At 71.0% G+C, this 18524-nt stretch carries 18 protein-coding genes; 9 read left to right on the top strand and 9 right to left on the bottom strand.

Translation table 11 applies throughout. The features are described 5' to 3' along the window. The 5 genes from lipB to HYZ11_06305 are packed head-to-tail and all read left to right on the top strand — an operon-like array spanning nucleotide 1 to nucleotide 3298. The gene (gene lipB, locus HYZ11_06325; protein MBI3127201.1) at nucleotides 1-687 is read left to right on the top strand and encodes a lipoyl(octanoyl) transferase LipB; all 687 of its coding nucleotides are present in this window, start codon (nucleotides 1-3) and stop codon (nucleotides 685-687) included. Nucleotides 688-703: 16 nt separating this feature from the next. Beyond that, complete coding sequence (locus HYZ11_06320; GenBank protein ID MBI3127200.1) at nucleotides 704-1504, top strand: MotA/TolQ/ExbB proton channel family protein; 801 nt, start codon at nucleotides 704-706, stop codon at nucleotides 1502-1504. After that, nucleotides 1505-1903 (top strand): biopolymer transporter ExbD, encoded by a 399-nt coding sequence (locus HYZ11_06315; GenBank protein MBI3127199.1) that lies wholly within the window; start codon nucleotides 1505-1507, stop codon nucleotides 1901-1903. It abuts the gene before it with no gap. Between the two features lie 10 nt (nucleotides 1904-1913). Next, nucleotides 1914-2615 carry a histidine phosphatase family protein gene (locus HYZ11_06310; GenBank protein ID MBI3127198.1) on the top strand — a complete coding sequence of 234 codons (702 nt, stop codon included), beginning with the start codon at nucleotides 1914-1916 and terminating at the stop codon, nucleotides 2613-2615. A gap of 8 nt (nucleotides 2616-2623) precedes the next feature. Then, on the top strand, nucleotides 2624-3298 hold the full coding sequence (locus HYZ11_06305) for a hypothetical protein (protein MBI3127197.1): 675 nt from the start codon (nucleotides 2624-2626) through the stop codon (nucleotides 3296-3298). 983 nt (nucleotides 3299-4281) lie between these two features. Here HYZ11_06305 and HYZ11_06300 read toward each other — a convergent pair. From HYZ11_06300 to HYZ11_06260, 9 genes are all read right to left on the bottom strand, one after another. Beyond that, nucleotides 4282-5472, bottom strand: a complete 1191-nt coding sequence (locus tag HYZ11_06300) for an undecaprenyl/decaprenyl-phosphate alpha-N-acetylglucosaminyl 1-phosphate transferase (GenBank protein ID MBI3127196.1) — start codon at nucleotides 5470-5472, stop codon at nucleotides 4282-4284. Between the two features lie 7 nt (nucleotides 5473-5479). Next, the gene (locus HYZ11_06295) at nucleotides 5480-6544 is read right to left on the bottom strand and encodes a DegT/DnrJ/EryC1/StrS family aminotransferase (protein ID MBI3127195.1); all 1065 of its coding nucleotides are present in this window, start codon (nucleotides 6542-6544) and stop codon (nucleotides 5480-5482) included. A gap of 5 nt (nucleotides 6545-6549) precedes the next feature. Next, nucleotides 6550-7164 carry a PIG-L family deacetylase gene (locus HYZ11_06290; protein ID MBI3127194.1) on the bottom strand — a complete coding sequence of 205 codons (615 nt, stop codon included), beginning with the start codon at nucleotides 7162-7164 and terminating at the stop codon, nucleotides 6550-6552. Nucleotides 7165-7185: 21 nt separating this feature from the next. Beyond that, a complete protein-coding gene (locus HYZ11_06285) occupies nucleotides 7186-8664 on the bottom strand; it encodes a PHP domain-containing protein (protein ID MBI3127193.1) in 1479 nt (492 codons plus the stop codon). Continuing rightward, entirely contained in the window at nucleotides 8661-9815 is a 1155-nt protein-coding gene (locus HYZ11_06280; protein ID MBI3127192.1) for a glycosyltransferase family 4 protein, read from the bottom strand. The genes HYZ11_06285 and HYZ11_06280 overlap by 4 nt, the downstream gene beginning before the upstream one ends. An 87-nt stretch (nucleotides 9816-9902) precedes the next feature. After that, a complete protein-coding gene (locus HYZ11_06275) occupies nucleotides 9903-10193 on the bottom strand; it encodes a ferredoxin family protein (protein ID MBI3127191.1) in 291 nt (96 codons plus the stop codon). Next, nucleotides 10177-11952 (bottom strand): FAD-binding protein, encoded by a 1776-nt coding sequence (locus HYZ11_06270; protein ID MBI3127190.1) that lies wholly within the window; start codon nucleotides 11950-11952, stop codon nucleotides 10177-10179. The genes HYZ11_06275 and HYZ11_06270 overlap by 17 nt, the downstream gene beginning before the upstream one ends. Before the next feature lie 69 nt (nucleotides 11953-12021). Beyond that, the gene (locus HYZ11_06265; GenBank protein MBI3127189.1) at nucleotides 12022-13692 is read right to left on the bottom strand and encodes an asparagine synthase C-terminal domain-containing protein; all 1671 of its coding nucleotides are present in this window, start codon (nucleotides 13690-13692) and stop codon (nucleotides 12022-12024) included. Next, entirely contained in the window at nucleotides 13685-14815 is a 1131-nt protein-coding gene (locus HYZ11_06260; GenBank protein MBI3127188.1) for a glycosyltransferase family 4 protein, read from the bottom strand. The genes HYZ11_06265 and HYZ11_06260 overlap by 8 nt, the downstream gene beginning before the upstream one ends. Before the next feature lie 159 nt (nucleotides 14816-14974). Between HYZ11_06260 and HYZ11_06255 the strand changes: the two genes are divergently transcribed. From HYZ11_06255 to HYZ11_06240, 4 genes are read left to right on the top strand one after another with little or no spacing between them, the layout of a single operon-like run. Beyond that, nucleotides 14975-15631, top strand: coding sequence for a class I SAM-dependent methyltransferase (locus tag HYZ11_06255; GenBank protein MBI3127187.1), 657 nt, complete (start codon nucleotides 14975-14977; stop codon nucleotides 15629-15631). A gap of 34 nt (nucleotides 15632-15665) precedes the next feature. Continuing rightward, a complete protein-coding gene (locus tag HYZ11_06250; GenBank protein ID MBI3127186.1) occupies nucleotides 15666-16457 on the top strand; it encodes a glycosyltransferase in 792 nt (263 codons plus the stop codon). After that, nucleotides 16427-17284 carry a ChbG/HpnK family deacetylase gene (locus HYZ11_06245; protein ID MBI3127185.1) on the top strand — a complete coding sequence of 286 codons (858 nt, stop codon included), beginning with the start codon at nucleotides 16427-16429 and terminating at the stop codon, nucleotides 17282-17284. The genes HYZ11_06250 and HYZ11_06245 overlap by 31 nt, the downstream gene beginning before the upstream one ends. Then, the gene (locus tag HYZ11_06240; protein ID MBI3127184.1) at nucleotides 17281-18501 is read left to right on the top strand and encodes a DUF2029 domain-containing protein; all 1221 of its coding nucleotides are present in this window, start codon (nucleotides 17281-17283) and stop codon (nucleotides 18499-18501) included. Before HYZ11_06245 ends, HYZ11_06240 begins: the two co-directional genes overlap by 4 nt. The last annotated feature ends 23 nt before the right edge of the window (nucleotides 18502-18524 follow it).

Below are 18524 nucleotides of genomic sequence, written 5' to 3'. Positions count from 1 at the left end.
GTGAAAGCCCTCCACCTGGGGCGGATGGCCTTCGGCGAGGCGTGGGCGCTCCAGCGGCGCCTCTGGGAGGAGCGGGCCGCGGGCCGCCTGGCCGAGGACGCGCTCCTCCTCCTCGACCACGAGCCGGTGTTCACGCTGGGGCAGGGAGGGGCGGAGGCGAACGTGCTCCGCACCCGGGCGCCCTGGGACGGCACGGAGGTGCCCGTCGTCCGCATCAACCGGGGCGGCGAGGTGACCTACCACGGCCCCGGGCAGCTCATGCTCTACGCGGTGTGCGACCTGCGCGCGCGGGACCGGGACGTCCACCGCCACTGCCGGAGGCTCGAGGAGGTGTTCGTGCGCCACCTGGCCGATCTCGGCTTCCGGGCCGAGCGCCGGCCGGGGCAGCCGGGCCTCTGGGTGGCGGGAGCGAAGATCCTCTCCCTGGGCGTGGGCGCCCGGAGGTGGATCACCATGCACGGGGTCGCTTTCAACGTCTCGACGGACCTGCGGTTTTTCGAGATGATTCACCCTTGCGGCGAGGCGGGCGCCCGGGTGACCTCGCTCGATCGCCTCCTCGGCGCGGCTCCCCCGCTCAGCCAGGTGGCGGAGGCGATCGTCCCGCTCTGCGCGGACGTGTTCGGGGAGCGCATCCGTATCGAGCCAGATGTCGAGAGCCTGCTGGCCGCCTCGGCCGGCGCGGCGTGAGCGGAGGAATCCGAAAGTGACAGCGTGGAAGGCGGGAGCATGGGCGGGCGCGGCGCTTCTTATGGCCGCCGGGGCGGCCTTGGCGGCCCAGGCGGGGCAGGCGGCCCCGGCCCCCCCCGCCGGGGGAGGCGGCCTCTTCGGCCTCTCCCCGGCGGCCTGGGACTTCGTCAAGAAGGGGGGCATCACCATGGTCCCCCTCGGCGTCTGTTCCATCGTGGCCCTGGCCGTGGTGTTCGAGCGCCTCTTCGCCTTCCGCCGCGAGAAGGTGATCCCGAACGAGGTGGTCCACGCCAGCGAGCGCTACTGGCGGCGGGCGGACTTCGACGCCGCGCTGCGGGTGTACGAGCGCTTCGACGTGCCGCTGGCCCGCATCCTCCGGGCGGGGGTCCAGCGGCGCCACCTGGGGATCGACGAGATGGAGCGCGCCATGGTGGGCACGGGGCAGCACGAGTCCTCCGTCCTGGGGCGCAACCTGCGGGCGCTGGGCGTCATCGCCAACCTGGCCCCCATGCTGGGCTTCTTCGGGACGGTCCTGGGGATGCTCAGCGCCTTCGAGGCCATCGGGCGCGCGGGGACGGTGACGCCGAGCCTTGTGGCCGGGGGCATCTCCGAGGCCCTCATCACCACGGTGGCGGGGCTGGCCGTGGGCATCCCGGCGCTGGCGGGCTACCACTACCTCCGCTCCCGCGCCGACCGGCTCATCTTCGAGATGGAGAACATCGCGCTCAACCTCCTCGACGCCCTTGTCGTGGCCGAGACGCCGGGCCGAAAGCCCCTGCGTGCGTCCGCGCCGGCCGAGGCGGGGGAGGACGCCTAGATGCGCTTCCAGAAGCAGGAGGAGGACTACAGCCTCCAGCTCATCTCGATGACGGACCTCGTCTTCCTCCTCCTCATCTTCTTCATGGTTTCCACCTCGTTCGTGGACTTCACGCGGCGGCTCGACATCGAGCTGCCCGAGTCGAAGCAGAGCGCCCAGGCCCAGCAGAAGCAGGACTTCCTCGTCGAGGTCGGGGTGGAGAAGGACATCCGCCTGAACGGCCAGCCGCTCTCCCTCCCGGCCCTCGAGCGCCGCCTGAAGGAGGCGGCGGCGAAGCCCGGCCGGCACACCCTCACCATCAAGGCGGACAAGCGCCTCGACTACGGCTTCGTGGTCCAGATCATGGGCAGCAGCTTTTCGGCGGGCATCCGCGACATCTCGGTCGCGGTCAAGGAATGAGGCCCTCTTTATGGAGAATCCCGTTTCGCAGCTTCCCGAGCCGGTGACGGCGGACCGGAGCGATCCGTCGGTCTCCATGCCGGGAAAGGCTTCCCACCCGATCCGGCTCCTCCTCGTGCGGCACGGCGCGGGGGTGGGCTCCGAGCAGGGCCGCTTCTTCGGGCGGACCGACGTGGAGCTTTCCCCGCGCGGGGAGGCGCAGATGCGGGAGGCCGGCGCGCGCCTCGCGCCCTGGCTGGACGGCGGCGGGGAGATCCGCTGCTTCACGAGCCCGCTGCGCCGGGCCCGCCGCAGCTCGCTCCTCCTGCGGGAGGAGCTCGGCCTGGAGCCCCCGGGGGAGGGCGAGGTGGTGGAGGGGCTCTCCGAGCTGGACCTGGGGAAATGGGAGGGGGAAACCTACGCCTCCCTGAGCGCGAAGGAGCCCGAGCGCCTCAGGGCCCACTACGCCGATTTCGTGCGCTCCCGGCCGCCGGGCGGGGAGTCCCTGCAGGACCTCGCCCTCAGGGTGCGCCGGGCGCTGCGGCGCCTCCGCGAGAAGATGGCGGGAAAGAACATCATGGTGATGGCGCACGCCGGGGTGAACCGGGTGATTTTGTGCGACGCGCTCGGCGTCCCCCTCGAGAACTTCTTCCGCATCGAGCAGGACTTCGCCGCCCTCAACATCATCGAGTACCACGGGGAGAGGCCCCTCGTCCGCCTCGTGAACGGCTGAGGAATCGGATGCGGGACTACGTTTACCTGTGGCTGGCCCTCGCCTTCGGCGCGGTATGGGCCGCTTACTTCCATCTCCGGAAGGACCTGCGCCGGAAGCTCCTCTTCTCCAGCGGGGTTTCCTTCTTCCTCGGGTTCACCGAGCCCCTCTTCATCCCGTCCTACTGGATTCCCAAGTTCAAGGCCATCCCCCTGGGCAATGAGCTCTTCCTCGAGAGCCTGCTCTTCTGCGGCGTGCTGGGGGGCTTCTGCGCCTGCTCCTACCAGGCCGTGGCGGGGAAGGGCCTCTTCCTCCTGCGGCGGGTCCACCCCGCCTGGACCCTCGCGGCGCCCGCGCTGTTCCTCGCCCTCTACCTGCCGGGCGGGACGGAGGTGCCCGTCAACTTCGCCTGGTTCCCCGGGGGGGCCATGCTGCTGGGGACGATCGTCCTCCTCGGCTTCCTGGGATGGGACGCGGTGCGGCCCATTCTCTTCTCGGGCCTCGCCGCCACCCTCATCTACGGGGCCATCTACTACGTCTTCTGGAGGGCCTTCCCCTCGCTCCGGGCGAGCTACCAGCTCGTGAACTTCTCGGGGTTCGCCATCGAGGGCATCCCCATCGAGGAGTTCGCCTGGATCTTCACCTTCTCCATGTACTGGGCGCCCCTGTACGAGATCTGGCGCGGGCGCTATCCCCGGCTGTAGGCCTACACTTGCGGGGGAAGGTCGTATCCGTAGGGGCGAATCTCCTGGTCGCCCTCTGGCTGAGGCTAGGACGAGGGGCTATTACAAGATTCGTCTTCCCTCAGGGGGGAGCGCTCGGCGCTTCCCCCTCTGTGCAACCGGGTACATGGGTAACACATCAGACCTGGGACATGGGTGACACTTTACTCCACCGGTTCTTGGGTTCTCCCCGGAGGGGGAGGGAAATTCACCACCCCCGTCCACGCCCTGGCCTCTCCCCCTCCCTCCGGGCCTTCGTCCGCCGAAGCGAGCTTCTCGAAGGCGAGAGGGCTGAGGCCCGCGTAGGCGGAGGTGGCAGGGGGGAGGGAACATGGGGGGAACTCCAATACCCGGGCCTCCCTCGTCCCCCACTTTGAAGTTTGAAAATCTGCTCCCCCTGAGGACCAAGCATGAACGTGCGCGAAATTGGACGAAATTGCGGTAGCGGAGGTTTCCCTCTCCCGGCCTATCTTCAAGGAGAGCCGGCCTCGCCCGCCCGGTTTCCGGCCGGGGAGATGCCGGGGATGGAAGGGCATTTCGGACCTGAGAGGAATTTCACTAAGAAAGCCCCGTTTTCCTGGACTGTCTACGATATTTCACGATATTCCAGGCAAAAAATTTCTCGGGACGGGGGCGGACGCGGACGGAGGGACAAAGGGTTCGCAGGGTCGGGAGTTTCGGCGTAAAAAGCCCGTCTTTCCTGGGCTGTCTACGATATTCACCGATATTCTAGCCAAAAAATTTCATCGGGCGGGCCTGAATCCCGCCGGGGCGGGCGGGGGAAGCACCCCCCGCTTCCTTTTAAAAAAGTCCCGTCTTTCCCTGTTTTTCACCAATCTTCACCTATATACGAGGCAAAAAAAACGGCGCTGCCCGAAGGGGAGCCTCCCGGAACTGGACGGGCGGAGGGAGGATACGCATCCCTCCCCGGCTTCAAGGGAAAAAATTTTTTTCCCCAGGACGGGTCAGGAAGGGTCCCCGTTGCGGCGGCGGGTGTCGGCGCCCTTCTGCATCAGGATGACGAGCAGGAAGAGGATGTTGAAGCTCTGGATGAGGAGGAGGAGGGCGTCCACCGTGCGGCCGTTCCTGAGGACGAGGGCCGAGATGCCGAGCGAGGCGGCCACCAGGAAGATGAAGAAGACGGTCTGGCGCCGCGAGAGCCCCACGTCCACCAGCTTGTGGTGGATGTGGTCCCGGCCCACGTACTCCAGCCACTCGCGCACCGAGGCGACCCGGCCCGAGACGACGCGGGAGGCGGTGATGAAGGTCGTGTCGAAGATCGGCACCCCCAGGATCAGCATGGGCATCGCGAAGGCCTTGATGGGGTCGTTCACGTCCCATGTGCCCATGACGCCGAGGGAGGCCAGGGTGAAGCCGATGAAGGTGCTCCCGGCGTCCCCCAGGAAGATGGCGGCCGGCTTGCCGGAACGCAGGTTGTAGGGCAGGAAGCCCAGGCACCCGCCCATCAGCCCCAGGCTCAGGAACATGACGAAAGGCTGGTTGGTCTGGAGCGCCGAGACGCCGAAGAAGAGCGCGGCGATGGCCCCCAGGCCCGAGGCGAGGCCGTCCATGCCGTCGAGGAAGTTGAGGGCGTTCGAGATGCCGATGAGCCAGAGGAAGGTGAGGAATATCTCGACCGTGTCCTCCAGGATGCCCGGCGGGAAGAAGGAGAGCCGCACGCCCGAGTAGACGACGATGGCGCAGGCGAGGAGCTGGGCGGCCATCTTCACGGTCGCGCGGACCCGGCGCATGTCGTCCCAGGCCCCCACGATGAGGAGGATCGCGGCGGCCACGGCCACGCCCATCATCTCCGGCGAGTAGAGGTTGTTCACGAAGACGGAGAAGGCGAAGCCGAAGAAGACGGCCAGACCCCCGAGGAGCGGCGTGGGGGAGGCGTGGATCTTCCGGGCGTCGGGGACGTCCACCACGCCCATCTTGACGGCGATGGCCCGGACGATGGGGGTGACCAGGAACGAGGCGAGCAGGGAGATGGCGGGGACGTAGGCCCAGCGGTGGCCGTGGTCCTTCATCCAGCCCCTCACCTGGGGCATGAGGATGAAGCCCAGGATGATGAAGGCGGCCCCATAGAGATAAGCGAAGGCGAAGCCGCCGCCGGTCTCCTGGGCAGGGGTCGTGCCGCGGTCCGCCGTGGCCATCTTCTCCTCAGAACAGGGAGCGAACGGCGCCCATGATCCGTTCGATCTCCCCCTCCGTCAAGGATGGATAGATCGGGAGGGAGAGATGCCGGGCCCACGCCTCCTCGGCCCCCGGGAAGCCCGCTTCGCCCATGAGGCGGTGGAGGGGGCGGTAGATGGGGCGCCGCGCCCCGATCCCCTTCGCCTGAAGGGCCTCCTCCGCCGCCCCGGGGCCGCCCCGCCGGGCGTATTCCTCCGGCAGGCGCACCACGTAGCGGTGGTAGATGTGGCGGCCGCCGGGCGGGTCGCCGGGCAGCTCCAGCGGGGTCCCGGCGAGCCCCTCGGCGTAGCGGGCGGCGATCTCCCTCCGGCGCGCGATGAAGCCCTCGTAGCGGGAGAGCTGGACGAGGCCGATCGCCGCCTGGACGTCGGTCAGCTTGCAGTTCCAGCGCGGGGCGAGGTCGTCGCGCTCGTCGTAGTCCCGCGCGTCCCGGATCCGGGCGAGGAGGGCCTCCTCGTCCCCCAGCACCATCCCTCCCTCGCCCGCCGCGAGGGGCTTCGTCGCGTAGAAGCTGCAGATGGCGAGCCTCCCGAATCCTCCCGCCTTGCCTTCCGCGCGGCGGGCTCCGAGCGCCTGGGCGAGATCCTCGACCAGCGGGACCCCCAGGGCGGCGATGCCCGCCGCGTCGGCGGCCAAACCGAACAGGTGGGCGGCGATGATCGCCCGCGCCCCCCGGGCCGCCGCGCCCACCGTCTCGGGGGTCGGGTTCCCGGTGGCGGGCTCCACGTCGCACAGGCGGGGCCGGGCGCCCAGGTGGCGGACGGCGTGGGCGAGGGCGGGGCAGTTGTAGCTCGGGACCACCACCTCGTCTCCCGCGCCCACCCCCATCGCGTGGAGCGCGAGCCCGAGGGCCGCCGTGCCGCTGCTCACCGCCGCGCCCCAGGCCCTGCCCGCGTAGCGGGCCACGGCCTCCTCGAAGGCGGCCGTGCGGGGGCCCTGGGCGATCTGCCCCGAGCGCACCGCCTCGGCGGCGGCGCGGGCCTCCTCCTCGCCCAGCGTGGGCCGGGAGTGGGGGATGGCGGCGGGCGCCATGGCGGTCAGGGCTCGAGGAAGAGGCGGGCCGAGCGGAAAGCCTCGGCGGCGGGGACGCGGCCCTGGGTGCCCCGGAACACGGCCGTCGCCCGGGCCATCTCCAGGATGTTGGTGTTGGGGATGTTCGTTTTCTGGACCTGGGAAGCGTGGGCCTCGAGGGCGCGCAGCTTCCTGTCCAGCGTTCCCTGGATGTTCACGTAGATCGTGGGCTGAAAGTCGATGGTCGTGGGGCCTTCGTAGAAAAGGAGGTTGGGGACGTAGCGCGCGGCCGAGAGGATGGCCGTGTGCACCGTGCGGTGGTCCTGGTGGGTGTCCTCCCCGTGGTGGACGAAGATCATGTGCGGCCGGGTCCTCTGGAGGATGTCCTCCAGGTAGGAGATGAACTCCCGGGTGAGGGGCACCCGCGTGTCCTCGTAGGCCCCGAAGATGGCCTCGGCCGCCTTCAGGATGTCCGCCGCGGCCTGCTGCTCCTTCCGGCGGGTGGCCGAGACGCCCCCCTGCTCCCCGCCTGTCACCACGAGCATGATCACCCGGTGGCCGGACTCGGCGTAGCGGGCGAGGGCGCCCCCGCAGCCGAACTCGATGTCGTCCGGATGGGACCCGATGGCGAGGATGTTCATGGCCGCTCCCTGGCCCGGCGTTCAGCGCCGGACGAAAACGGGGTTCGTGATGACGTGGTTGCTCCGGTCCACCTGGGCGTCGACGCGGTAGTAGAACCGCTTGAAGGGAAAGTTGTCGCCGTCCGTGAAGTCCACCTTGAGCGGCGTCTTGCCCTCGAAGGTGCGGATCACCTTCCCCATCCGGACGAGCTGGGCCTTCACGCTCACCGCGCTGCCGTCCTGGGCCGCGACCTCGAAGGTGATCCGGGGCGCCCCCCCGAACTGCGCCTCCCCGCCGTAGGTCGCCGCGGCCTTGCCGTCGGGCGATGCGACCTGGAAGGCGTTCATCTGGAGGCGGGCCGGGGTGTAGCCCCGGGAGACGTAGAAGCGGCCGTTCACCAGGGCGCGGAAGAAGGCGTCCTCGGAGGCCTCCTCGAGGAGGAAGACGTTCTGGATGTCGGTGAGCCGCTTGCGCCCCCCGAGCTCGCTCTCGGCGTGGAAGTCGAGCCCGCCGTAGCCCCAGATGGGCCTGGGCCTGAGGCCGTTGACGTAGCCGACGAGGTACTGGTCCCACTCCTGGCCGGGCAGGCTGGCCTTGAAGTTGTCCTCGTAGATGGCGTCGAAGCCCCAGAAGTTGACCGTCTCGTGGAGCACCTGGGTGTAGGGCGCGGTGCGCATGGCGGCCGTGCCGGTCTTCTCGCGGCCGAGGAGCGAGCCCTGGTGGGCCCAGAGGGCGAACCCCCCGTTCTCCTCGGTGTAGTTGATGATCTCCTGGTAGGGGCGCATGCCGCGCGGGCCCAGGTAGGGGCTGAAGGGGCTCGACTTGAAGGGGTGGGCGTCGATGGCCCCCATCACGTTGAGGAGCAAGAGCGCGGCGCCCGTCCACCGGAGCCATCCCGGGAAGATGAGGAGGACGAGGGAGAGGAAGATGCCCCCCAGGTACATCAGCCAGCCCGGGAGCAGGACGGAAAAGTAGCGGGTGCTCAGGCCGTTGTTCTGGATGGGCAGCTTCTTCACCGCCTGGCGGCCCATCCCGAGGAGGAGGATGTGCCGGCGCCAGTCGTGGATCTCGAGATCGCCCGCCAGGGGGCCGCCCGTGACGTAGTAAAAGGGCGCGCTCTCGATGCCGGGGATGAGGACCATCCCCGGGTTTTCGCGCTGGAGCTTCTCGATGGTGTTGTAGTACTCGTCCACCCCGATGCGCAGGACGGAGGGCCGGTAGTCCACGCTGTAGCTGAAGAGGTGGCGGAAGGGGGGCGGCCCCCAGGCCATGCGGACGTAGTCGTGGTCGGTGAAGACGACGACCGTGATGCCCGCCGCCTTGGCCTTGGCCACGATCTCCTCGGCGGTGAACTCGCCGGTGCTGAAGGTGGTGTGGATGTGGATGACGGCCCGGTGGGGGGTCAGCCCGCTCTGCCGCTGGGAGGCGGGGGCCTGGGGCTGGGCGGGCCGGGCCGGCTGGGCGGGCGCAGCGGGCGGCAGGAGCACGAGAGCGGCGGCCAGGAGGAGAGCGAGCCTCACCGGGCGGCCCCCGCGGCGGAGGGCGCCAGAAGTCTCGCGTAGAGAGCCTCCAGCCTCTCGCACATCCGCTCGGCGCCGTAGTCCCGGGCCAGCCTGCGCCCGGCCTCGCCCATGGCCCGGCGCTCCTCCGGCCGCGCCAGGAGCCGCTCCATGGCCGAGGCGAGGGCCTCCGCGTCGCCGGGCGGGACGAGCAGGCCCGTCTCCCCGTCCCTCACCACCTCGGGCAGGCCCCCCGTGCGGGAGGCCACCACCGCGAGCCCCGCCGCCATGGCCTCGACCGCCGCCCGGCCCATGCCCTCGTTCAGAGAGGGGAAGACGAAGAGGTCGAGCGCCCCGAGCAGATCATCCACGTCCTCGCGCCAGCCCATGAAATGGACGCGCTCCGATATTCCCAGTTCCCGGGCCAGGGCCTCGTACTCCCCGCGCTTTTCCCCGTCCCCGGCGAGGGCGAGCCGCGCCTTGGGGTCGCGGAGCCGGGCGAAGGCGCGGATGAGGAGCCCGTGCCCCTTCACCGGGTCGAGGCGGCCCACCGAGCCGACGAGCGGGCCGTCCTCGGGAAGGCCCAGTGCCCTCCGCCGGGCGGCCCGGTCGGCGGGAGGAGCCGGGGGGAGGGGGATGCCGCTGAAGATGGTGACGAACTGGCCGGGGCGCCCCACGCCCAGGGCGAGGTGCTCCTCGGCCTCCCGGTCGGTGAGGGTGACGATGGCGTCGGTCCAGCGGGCCATCAGGCGCTCGGCCCAGACGAACAGGCGGGTCTTCCACGGGCCGAAATAGCCGTAGAAGACGTGGCCGTGCGGGGTGTGGACGACCCGGCAGCCCCCGGCGAGGCGGGCGGCGGCGCGGCCCAGGATCCCGGCCTTCGAGGTGTGGGTGTGCACGAGGTCGAACCTTCCCCCTCGGATCAGGCGGTAGCAGGCCCACAGCGCGCCCGCGTCCCTCGCGGGATGAATGGCGCGGACGAGCGGCGGGATCCGGACCAGCGCTACGCCCTCCGCCTCCGCCCGGGGCAGCAAGGGCGATTCCCCGGTCATGCCGCTTCCGGCGGCGAGCACCACCTCGTGGCCGCTCCGCCGCTGGCCGATGCAGCAGAGCAGGGTGTTGTCGGCCGAGCCCCCCCGGTCGAGCCGGGTGATGATGTGGAGAACTCTCAAGCCGGCGCTCCCCGGCCCTCCATCGGCCCCAGGGCGGAAATCATATCAGGCGAACGAAGAGCGGTAAAGGCAAGACTTCCAATTAAATCAATTGGTTGCGCCTGCCTCTCCCGCGTCGGGCCGGGCCAGGCCCCGGGCGGGGAGCCCCATGAGGGTCTCGACCGGCGTCTGGCAGTTGAGCATCTCGGGCGGGAAGATCACCTTGACGGCGTCGACGGGGCAGTGGTCCTCGCAGGCGCCGCAGTACCAGCACTCGTCCGGGTACTTCACCTCGGGCGGCTTCTCGCGCGACTCGCGCCAGATGATGTCGCCCGGACAGAAGAAGTCGCAGATCGTGCACCCGGAGAGGCAGGTCTTCTCGTCAATCAGGATGGGCATGGGCCCTCGCCTCCCCGAGCGCGGCGGTGGAGCGGATGTCCTCGGGCGTGATGCCCGTGGGCCTGGAGGAGACGCGGAGGTCCTCCCCGTCGAGCTCCACGATGATCATCTTCAGCCCTTTGGCGTCGTCCTGGCGTGGGTAGTCCGCCCGGATGTGGGCGCCGCCCCCGCGCGTCTCCCGCCGCTCGACGGCGCTCGCGGCCATGGCCTCCGCGACCGCCCGGATGTTCCGCGCCTCGTGGACGCGCATGAGCCCGTGGTGGTCCCCGGCGGTCATCTCGGCCTCGCGCGCCCGGAGCGCCTTGAGCCGGCGCAGGCCCTCGCGCATGTGGGGCTCGTCCCGGTAGAAGCCGACGTAATCCGTCACGACGGCGCGCACCTCGTCCTCGAACTCGGAGAAGGTGCAGCCCCCGGGCCTCCGGAGGGGACGGAGGATGGAGTCCCGGATCGAGGCGGTTTCCTTGTCCCCGAGCGGACGGGGCCGGGGGGAGGCCAGGGCGTGGCGCGCCGCCTCCTCGCCCGCGACCCTGCCCATCACCGCGGCACCCGATATGCCCGCGCTCATGGTGGAGCAGTCCCCCGCGGCGAAGAGGCCCTCCACGTTCGTCCGGGTCTCGGGGTCGATGAGGATGCCGCTCGATCGGAAGAAGGTGCCGCCGTGGCGGCTCGAGAGCTCCGACACCGTGATCTCGAAGGGGGCCTTGGCGATGTCGATGCCCTTCTGCTCGAAGAAGGCGGGCATGGCCGGGCGGTCCACCCCGAGGGTTTCCTTGAGGCGGTGGATCTCGTCCGGGGGCAGATGGGTGCAGTCGCAGCAGATGGGCCCCCGCCCCGCCATGATCTCGGTGACGATGCCGAGGATGAGGTCCCCCCGGCGGGCGCGCTCTCCGTCCGGGTGGTACTTGAACATGAAGCGCTCGCCGAGGCGGTTCTTGAGGTGCCCGCCCCCGCCCACGAAGGCGTTGGTGCCCTGGGTGGAGTAGCCCTTCGGGCAGAGGGTGCAGTCGAAGAACTCCATGTTGGCCAGCCGGGCGCCCCGGCGCAGGGACATGGCCTGGCCGTCCCCCGTGTTGTAGGGAGTGTGCCAGCTGTCGAAAGGGACGCCCGAGGCGTTTCGGGACATGCGGTTGGTCTCGCCGGTGGCCATCACCACGGCGCGCGCCAGGATGAAGTAGAAGGTGCCGTGGCGGATGTGGAAGGCCACGGCACCGCGCACCTGGCCGTCCTCGACCAGGATCTCGGGCACCATCACCCGCTCGAGCACCAGCGCGCCGGTGTTCCGGGCCGCGCGGCCGATGTGGTGCTTGAAGTCGCGCCCGTCGAAGTTGATGGTGTACTCGCCCGGCATCCCGAAGGAGCGGTGGCGGTAGTACCTGCGCCCCGTCTCGGGGTCGGTGAAGTCCACCCCCAGCTTCTCGAGGTAGTGGACCATGGGCTTGAGGCCGTGGAGCAGGCGGGCCGCCGAGTCGAGGTCGGCGATGCCGTCGGTGAGGCGGGGGACGTGCCGGAGGAGATAATCCGGCGTGTCCCACTCCGGGCCTTCCTCCAGGATGGAGAAGAAGTGGTCCACCCCGGCGGCGACGCTCCCGGAGCGCTCGATGATGCCGCCCTTCTCGCACACCGCGACCCTGGCCCCGGCCTCGGCGGCGCCGAGCACGGCGAGGCAGCCGGCCACGCCCCCGCCCACCACGAGGACGTCGGTCTCGACGACCTGGGTTCGTTCCGAGGGCGCGCGAAGCCGCGAAGCCGGGCTCTTCAATGAAAACTCCTCGCGGCGGAGCGGCGGCCCGCGCCGGCGGGACGACGGAGATGGGCGCCGGTCAATCTATCACATCCCCCCCTTCGGAGGGAAAAAACGGTCGTGCCACTCCGAGAAGGTCATCCAGCCCCACAGGACGAGCCCCCAGTCGGCCCGGCCCGCCAGGTGGTCCTGCAGGAGCCGCCCCGGCCCCTCCTTGTCGAGCAGGCACCAACGCTCCACCCGGCCCGGGTCCAGGAGCTGGCGCGCCGTCTCCCCCAAGCCGCCGCGCAGCCACTCCGAGGAAGGCACCGTGAAGCCCTTGCGGGAGCGGACCCGAATCTCGGCGGGCAGCAGGTCCTCCAGGGCCTGGCGGAAGATGTGCTTGCCCGAGCGCCCGCGGACCTTCCAGGAGAGCGGCATCGCGGCCGAGAGCCTGAGCAGGGGGACGGAGGCCAGCGGGAGGGCCAGCTCCAGCCCGTTCGCGGCCGCCAGGGCGCCCGCCATGGGGGCGAGAGCGGCCCGCAGCCATTGATCCAGGTCCACCTGGAGGAGGGCGGAGGAATAATCGGGGGGATGCCCCGGGCCGCCCTCCGGGCGCGGCTGGGCGAACCGCGCCAGCCCGCCCCGCAAGCGGTCGGCGGCCTCCTCCTCCATCAGGCAGTACATCGCCCGGTGCATCTCGGCGGGACCCCCTTCGGCCGCCAGGGCAGCCCGGAGGGCGGGGGTGCGGCCCCAGCGCGCCAGCGGCTTCCGGAGGGAGAGGGGGAGCCGGCTCATCCACGGCCACCAGGGAGCGAGGAGATGCTTGCCGTGGCCGCCGAAGGCCTCGTCCGCGCCCAGGCCCGAGATCACCCGCCGAAGCCCCATCTCCCGCGCCTGCGAGAACGCCCGGCAGCTCGCGACGGCCGAGGCGTTGCCGCCGGGGGCCTCCATGCTCCCCACGATCCAGACGAGGCTCTCCCAGGCGTCGCGGCCGGTGAGGGTCAGGTCCACGAACTTCGCCGCGTGGCGCTCCGCCACGGCCCGGGCGAAGTCCCGATCCGGGCTTCCCTCGTCCCCGGCGTGAATGGCGACGATGGGGCCGCTGCCCCGAACCTGCCGGAGGAGCGCGAGGAGGGCGGTGCTGTCCGCTCCCCCGCTGAGGAGGAGCCCCACGGCCTCTCCCGGCGGGAGATCCGCCGCCGCGGCCACCGCCTCCTCGACGCTTTCCCTGAGCTGCCACCGGGCCTCGATGGGGTCCTGGAGGCGCTCCCCGCCGAGGACGATGAAGGGCTCGGCCGTGATCCCTTCCGCCGAAACGACGAGCCGCTCGCCCGGGCAGACCCGCCGCACCCCTCCCAGCAGGGTGCGCCCGGGGGGGACGGTGAAGTAGCGCATGTAGTGCTCGCAGGAGGCGAGGTGGAGCTTCTCCTCCCCCGGGCGCGCGAGGTCGGCGAGGCGGTCGCTGAAGCGCACCCCGGCGTCCGCTTCGCGGTAGTAGAGCGTCTGGAGCCCCCAGGGGTCCGCCCCGAGGGTGAGCCTTCCCCCTTCCCAGACGGCGAACGAGAAGCCCATCCCGGCGAGGAGGTGGGCCCGCAGGATGGCCTCCGCGTCCCCGGGGCGGGCGGCCAGGGCGAGCGCCTCGGCGGGCAGCTCCCGGCGGGCCGGGCCCAGGACGGCGGCCTGGGCGTCCCCGGCCGCCTGGAAGCGGCAGTCCTCGCCCCAGGCGAGGCTGGCGGCGCCGTTCTCCCGCCGGAGCGCGCCCGAAAGGCTAGCCACGGGGCTCCCCCAGGAGGCGGAGGTAGGCTTCCTCGGTCCGGCCGACGTGGGCCTGGATGGTGAACCGCTCGGCCACCCGCCGCCGGCCGGCCTCGCCCATGCGCCGCCTGAGACCGGGCTCTCCCGCGAGGCGGGCGATGGCGGCGGCGAGGGCCTCCGGGTCGCGCGGCGGGACGAGGAGGCCCGTCTCGCCCTCGGCGGCGATCTCGGGCGTGCCGCCCGCCGCGGTGCCCACGACCGGCTTGGCCATGGCCATGGCCTCGAAGATGACGCGGCCGCAGGGCTCGGCGTCCGAGGGGATGACGCAGATGTCGAGGGCGGCGGTGTGGGCCCGCACATCGCGCTGGTAGCCCGAGAAGAAGACGCGGCCGCCCAGGTTGCGCGCGGCGACGAGCGCCCGGAGCTCCTCTTCACACTTCTTCTCGCCCTCGAAGAGCCCCGCCCCCACGATGAGGAAGCGCAGGTTCGGGAAGCGCGGGACGAGCCGCTCCGCCGCCTCGATGAAGGTGCGCTGGCCCTTGATGGGGGAGATCCGTCCCACCACCCCGGCGAGCAGATCCCCCGGCCCCGCGCCGTAGCGGGCGCGCACCTCCTCGCCCGAGACGGAGGGGTGGAAGCGCTCCACGTCCACGCCGTTGATGATGGTCATCGTCTTCGGGGAGAGCCCGCCCCGGAAGCGGAAGCGCTCCCGGATGGCGTCCGAGTTGGCGATGAGGAGGGAGGCGAGGGGCAGGAGGAGGCGGTCGAGGTCGATCTCCTCCCCCGGGACGATGAGGTTGCGGGCGTGCCAGACGACGGGGCGCCCCGCGAGGCGGCCGGCCAGCGCGGCGGGGATGTTGGTGAGGGGGCCGTTCGCGTGGAGGAGCGAGACGGCGCGGGCGCGGGCCACCCCCCATAGGCGGCGGGCGGCGCGGGCCAGGAGGTCCAGGCGGCGGAGGGGGCCGTACTGGGCCGGGATGACCTCGACCCCCAGTTCCCGCGCCGCGTCCGGGAAGGGCCCCTCAGGCGGCGCCGCCAGGAGGGGGCGGAAGCGGCCGCGGTCCAGGCGGCGGAACAATTCGAGGAGGCTGGTTTCCCCGCCGCTGATCCGGGTGTAATGGTGGCAGTAGAGAATCGTGTGCATTGATCCCCCGCCCGTGGGAGCCGCCGGGACAACCTAGCACTTGGCCCCCGGGGAAAAAAGGCCTGAAAGGGGCCTGGGATTGAGGCCCTCTCTCCTGCCCTTTTTCCTCCCCTCCGGCTAGAATACGGATGCCCGAGCACATGAGGCCGGAGGAGGCGCTTGGAGAGGGGGGATTCCCGGTCGCTTCTCGCGCGCTACCGCTTCTGCCCGCCGCGGGAGCGCTTCCACGTGGCGCTCCGCTGCCGGATGATGAACCTCTGGCTTCTCGAGGCGGAGGTCCCCCGGCAGGGCCGGGTGGCGGACCTCGGCTGCGGGCAGGGTCTCGCCGCGGTCATGCTGGCGGCCTCGGCCCCGGGCCGCTCGGTGGTGGGGATCGAGCGGGAGGCGCGCAAGGTGGAGGCCGCCCGCCGTGCGGGGGAGGGGCTGGGGAACCTCTCCTTCCGGCGGGGAGACCTCCTGGCGCTGGACGAGCCGGAGGAAGGGTTCGACGCGGCCCTCCTGCTGGACGTGCTCTACCTGTGGCCGGGGGAGGAGAAACGGCGGATCGTGGAGAACGCGCGGCGGGCCATCCGGACGGGAGGATTGCTCCTGGTGCATGAGATTACCACGCGGCCCGCCTGGAAGTACGGAGTGGCGCTGCTCCAGGAGTGGCTCGCCCTGAACGTTCTCCGCACCACGGCCGGCCGCGGGATCCACTACGCGTCGAAGGAAGAGAACGAGGGGCTTCTCCGGGCGTGCGGATTCGCGGTCGAGACGGTTCCCTTCCACCGCGGGAAGCCCTACGCGCATTTTCTCTTCCGCTGCCGCAAGACCTGATCGCCCGGCGGCCGGCGGGACCAAGGGGGATGAGGTGCGCAGCCCGAGCGGGTCTTTGCCGTCCTCGCCGCGCCTGAGCGTCATCCTGCCGGTCTACCGGAGCGTGGGCTTCATCCGCCGGTCGCTGGAAGACCTCCTGTCCTGGCTGAGCCGTTCCGGGCACCCCTTCGAGCTTATCGTGGTGGACGATTGCAGCGACGACGGCACGGTCGCCGCCATCCAGCAGGTGGAGGGCCAGCGGGGGGGCATCATCCGCCTCCTCCGGAACGACCGGAACATGGGCAAGGGGGCCTCCGTCCGGAAGGGCATGCTCGCGGCGGAGGGGCTCTACCGGATCACGATGGACGCCGACCTGCCCTACGGGCTGGACACGGTTGGGCAGATGCTCCGCCTTCTCGAATCCGGGGCGGACGCGGTCATCGTCTCCCGCGTCCACCCCGAGAGCCGCTACCTCATCAGCCCCCGGATGTTCTCCAAGCTCGTCACCCGGCACTGGCTGAGCCGCCTCGGGAACCGCATCATCCGCCTCGTCGTCCCCGGGGTCCTCGACACCCAGGCGGGCCTCAAGGGATTCAGCAAGGAAGCCGCGCTCCACATCTTCTCTCGCCAGCGGCTGAACCGCTTCTCCTACGACCCGGAGGTGCTGCGGATCGCCCAGGTCGCGGGCTTCCGGATCGTGGAGATCCCCGTCGTCTTTCACTACGAGTCCGAGCTCACCACGGTGGAGTTCGCGGCCGATTCCTTCCGGATGATCCGCGACCTCGTCCGAATCAAGATTTGGGAGCGGGAGGGGACGTGGAAGCGGGACCGGCCCGAATCATCCTGAACGCGGACGATCTCGGCATGGCGCCCGAGACCAACCGGGGCATCGCCGAGTGCGCCGGGGCGGGCGCCGTCACGAGCTTCTCGCTCATGGCGAACCTGCCGGGCTTCGAGGACGCCTGCGCGAGGCTGCGCGGCGGCCTGCCGGGCAGCCTGGGGGTGCATCTGAACTTCACGCTGGGCGAGCCCCTCCTGAAGGGCGCGGACGCCCGGGCCCTCGCCGGGCGCGGGAGCCGCTTCCCGGGCCTGGCCGCCGCCGCCCTCCGGCTGGCGGCGGGGGGGCGCGCGCTCATGGAGGCCCTGGAGCGGGAGGCCCGGGCGCAGATCGAGCGGGTGCTGGGGGCGGGGGCGGGCCGGGTGTGGCACCTCGACGTCCACCATCACCTGCACGGCTTCCCGGCGCTACTGGAGGTGCTCATCCGGCTGGCGCGGGAATTCCAGATCCCCGCCCTCCGCAACCCGCGCGAGGACCTTCTTCCCGGGAGCGTCCCCTCCTGGAAGGCGCTCCTGCTGCGCACTCTCGCCCGGGAGGCTCCCGGGCGCATCGCGGCGGCCGGGCTGCGCCGCCCCGACGCCTTCTATGCCACGGGCCTCACCCGGGGCCGCGACTTCATTCGGGCGCTCCAGGCGGCGCTGGAGAGCGCGGGGCCGGGCGTGACGGAGATCGCCCTCCACCCGGGCTATGCCGTCCCATCGTTCGATTCCTATCAGGCCCGGCGGGAGGAGGAGATGCGCGCCCTACGCTGCGACGAAATCCGGGCGGCCCTCGCCAGCCCGCGGCTGAGGCTCATCGGCTTCCGGGAGCTGGCCGGGGAGGTGCGGGCGGGATGAACGCCCCCGAAAAAGGCCGCTCCGGCGGGCTCGAATACCCGCTGCGCCCGCTCTTCCTGGTCCTGGTCTTGCTCCTGGTTGGGAGGCACATCGTCCTGGTGTTGCGGACGGTCGTTCTGACCGACCCGGTGGACTTGAGCACCTACTACGTCCATGCGCGGATGCTCTGGGAGGGGGCGAATCCCGCCGATGCCGCGGCGCTCGAAGAATACGCCCGGCGGCTGGGCCTGAGGGCCCTCCGGGGGCTGAACCCGCCCACGTTCTATTTCCTGTTCCTGCCGGCCGCCCTCCTGCCCTGGGCGGCGGCGAAGGCGCTCTGGACGCTTCTCTCCCAGGCGGCCCTGGCCGGGATCGGCTGGATCGCCTGGCGCGAGATGACGCGGCGGGGCCTGCCCCGCCTGGAGAGCGCCCTGGGGGCGGCGGCCTTCCTCGCCGTGTTCTACCCGGCGAAGCAGGCCACGACGCTGGGGCAGATGGACCTCCTCCTCGGGCTGGCCGCCGCGGGGATGGGGCTGGCGCTGGCGCGGGGACGGGGCGCCTGGGCGGGGGTTCTCGCCCTGCTCATGGGATGGATGAAGATCCAGCTCGGGGCCGTGATCGTGTTCCTCGCCTGGATGGGCCGGATGCGCCGGGGGCTGTGGGCCACGGCGATCTTCGGCCTGGTCTGGCTGGGTGTCACCGCCGCCGCCTTCGGCCCCGGATCGGTGACGGGCTACCTGGGGTTTCTCCGGGACCACCTGGGCGGGGGGCTGAACCCGGACTCCGTGAACTACGCGCTGAGCGGGCTCCTGGCGCGGGCCGTGCAGCCCTGGACGGAGCCTCTCTTCGCCGCAACCCTGAATGCCGTTCTGACGGCGGCCATCGCCCTGGTCACATTCTGGGTTCTCTGGGCGGGGCGGAAGCGCCGGGAGGCGCCCTGGCTCGAGACGGGTTTCCTGCTCCTCTCCGTCTGGATGCTCTCGCCCCTGAGCGAGGAGCACCACTTGGCTTGGCTCGCCGCTCCCCTGCTGCTCACCATGACGGATCCGGCGGTGCGCGAGGGGCGCCTCCAGGCGGGGCTCTTTCTCGCCGCCCTTCTGCTGATCGGGGTGGAGCACTACCCCCACTCACTTTGGAAAGGGCCGGGTTTCTGGCCGGAGCTGATCCGCTCCTCGAAGTTCTTCGGGCCGCTCGTGTTCTGGATTTTGGCGGGGAGGGCGCTCCTGCGGCAGCGGTAGGGGCGGGACAGCTTAGGCGGGCG

This window comes from Candidatus Tectomicrobia bacterium (assembly GCA_016192135.1).
Taxonomy (GTDB): domain Bacteria; phylum UBA8248; class UBA8248; order UBA8248; family UBA8248; genus 2-12-FULL-69-37.
Note: the sequence above shows the minus strand (reverse complement) of the source record. Positions and strands in the feature narration are given on the sequence as shown.

Excerpts from the sequence above, each read along its gene's own strand:
- HYZ11_06315 (MBI3127199.1), top strand. The coding sequence starts at position 1,505 with ATGCGCTTCCAGAAGCAGGAGGAGGACTACAGCCTCCAGCTCATCTCG.
- HYZ11_06310 (MBI3127198.1), top strand. The coding sequence starts at position 1,914 with ATGGAGAATCCCGTTTCGCAGCTTCCCGAGCCGGTGACGGCGGACCGG.
- HYZ11_06305 (MBI3127197.1), top strand. The coding sequence starts at position 2,624 with ATGCGGGACTACGTTTACCTGTGGCTGGCCCTCGCCTTCGGCGCGGTA.
- HYZ11_06300 (MBI3127196.1), bottom strand. The coding sequence starts at position 5,472 with ATGGCCACGGCGGACCGCGGCACGACCCCTGCCCAGGAGACCGGCGGC.
- HYZ11_06295 (MBI3127195.1), bottom strand. The coding sequence starts at position 6,544 with ATGGCGCCCGCCGCCATCCCCCACTCCCGGCCCACGCTGGGCGAGGAG.
- HYZ11_06290 (MBI3127194.1), bottom strand. The coding sequence starts at position 7,164 with ATGAACATCCTCGCCATCGGGTCCCATCCGGACGACATCGAGTTCGGC.
- HYZ11_06275 (MBI3127191.1), bottom strand. The coding sequence starts at position 10,193 with ATGCCCATCCTGATTGACGAGAAGACCTGCCTCTCCGGGTGCACGATC.
- HYZ11_06260 (MBI3127188.1), bottom strand. The coding sequence starts at position 14,815 with ATGCACACGATTCTCTACTGCCACCATTACACCCGGATCAGCGGCGGG.
- HYZ11_06240 (MBI3127184.1), top strand. The coding sequence starts at position 17,281 with ATGAACGCCCCCGAAAAAGGCCGCTCCGGCGGGCTCGAATACCCGCTG.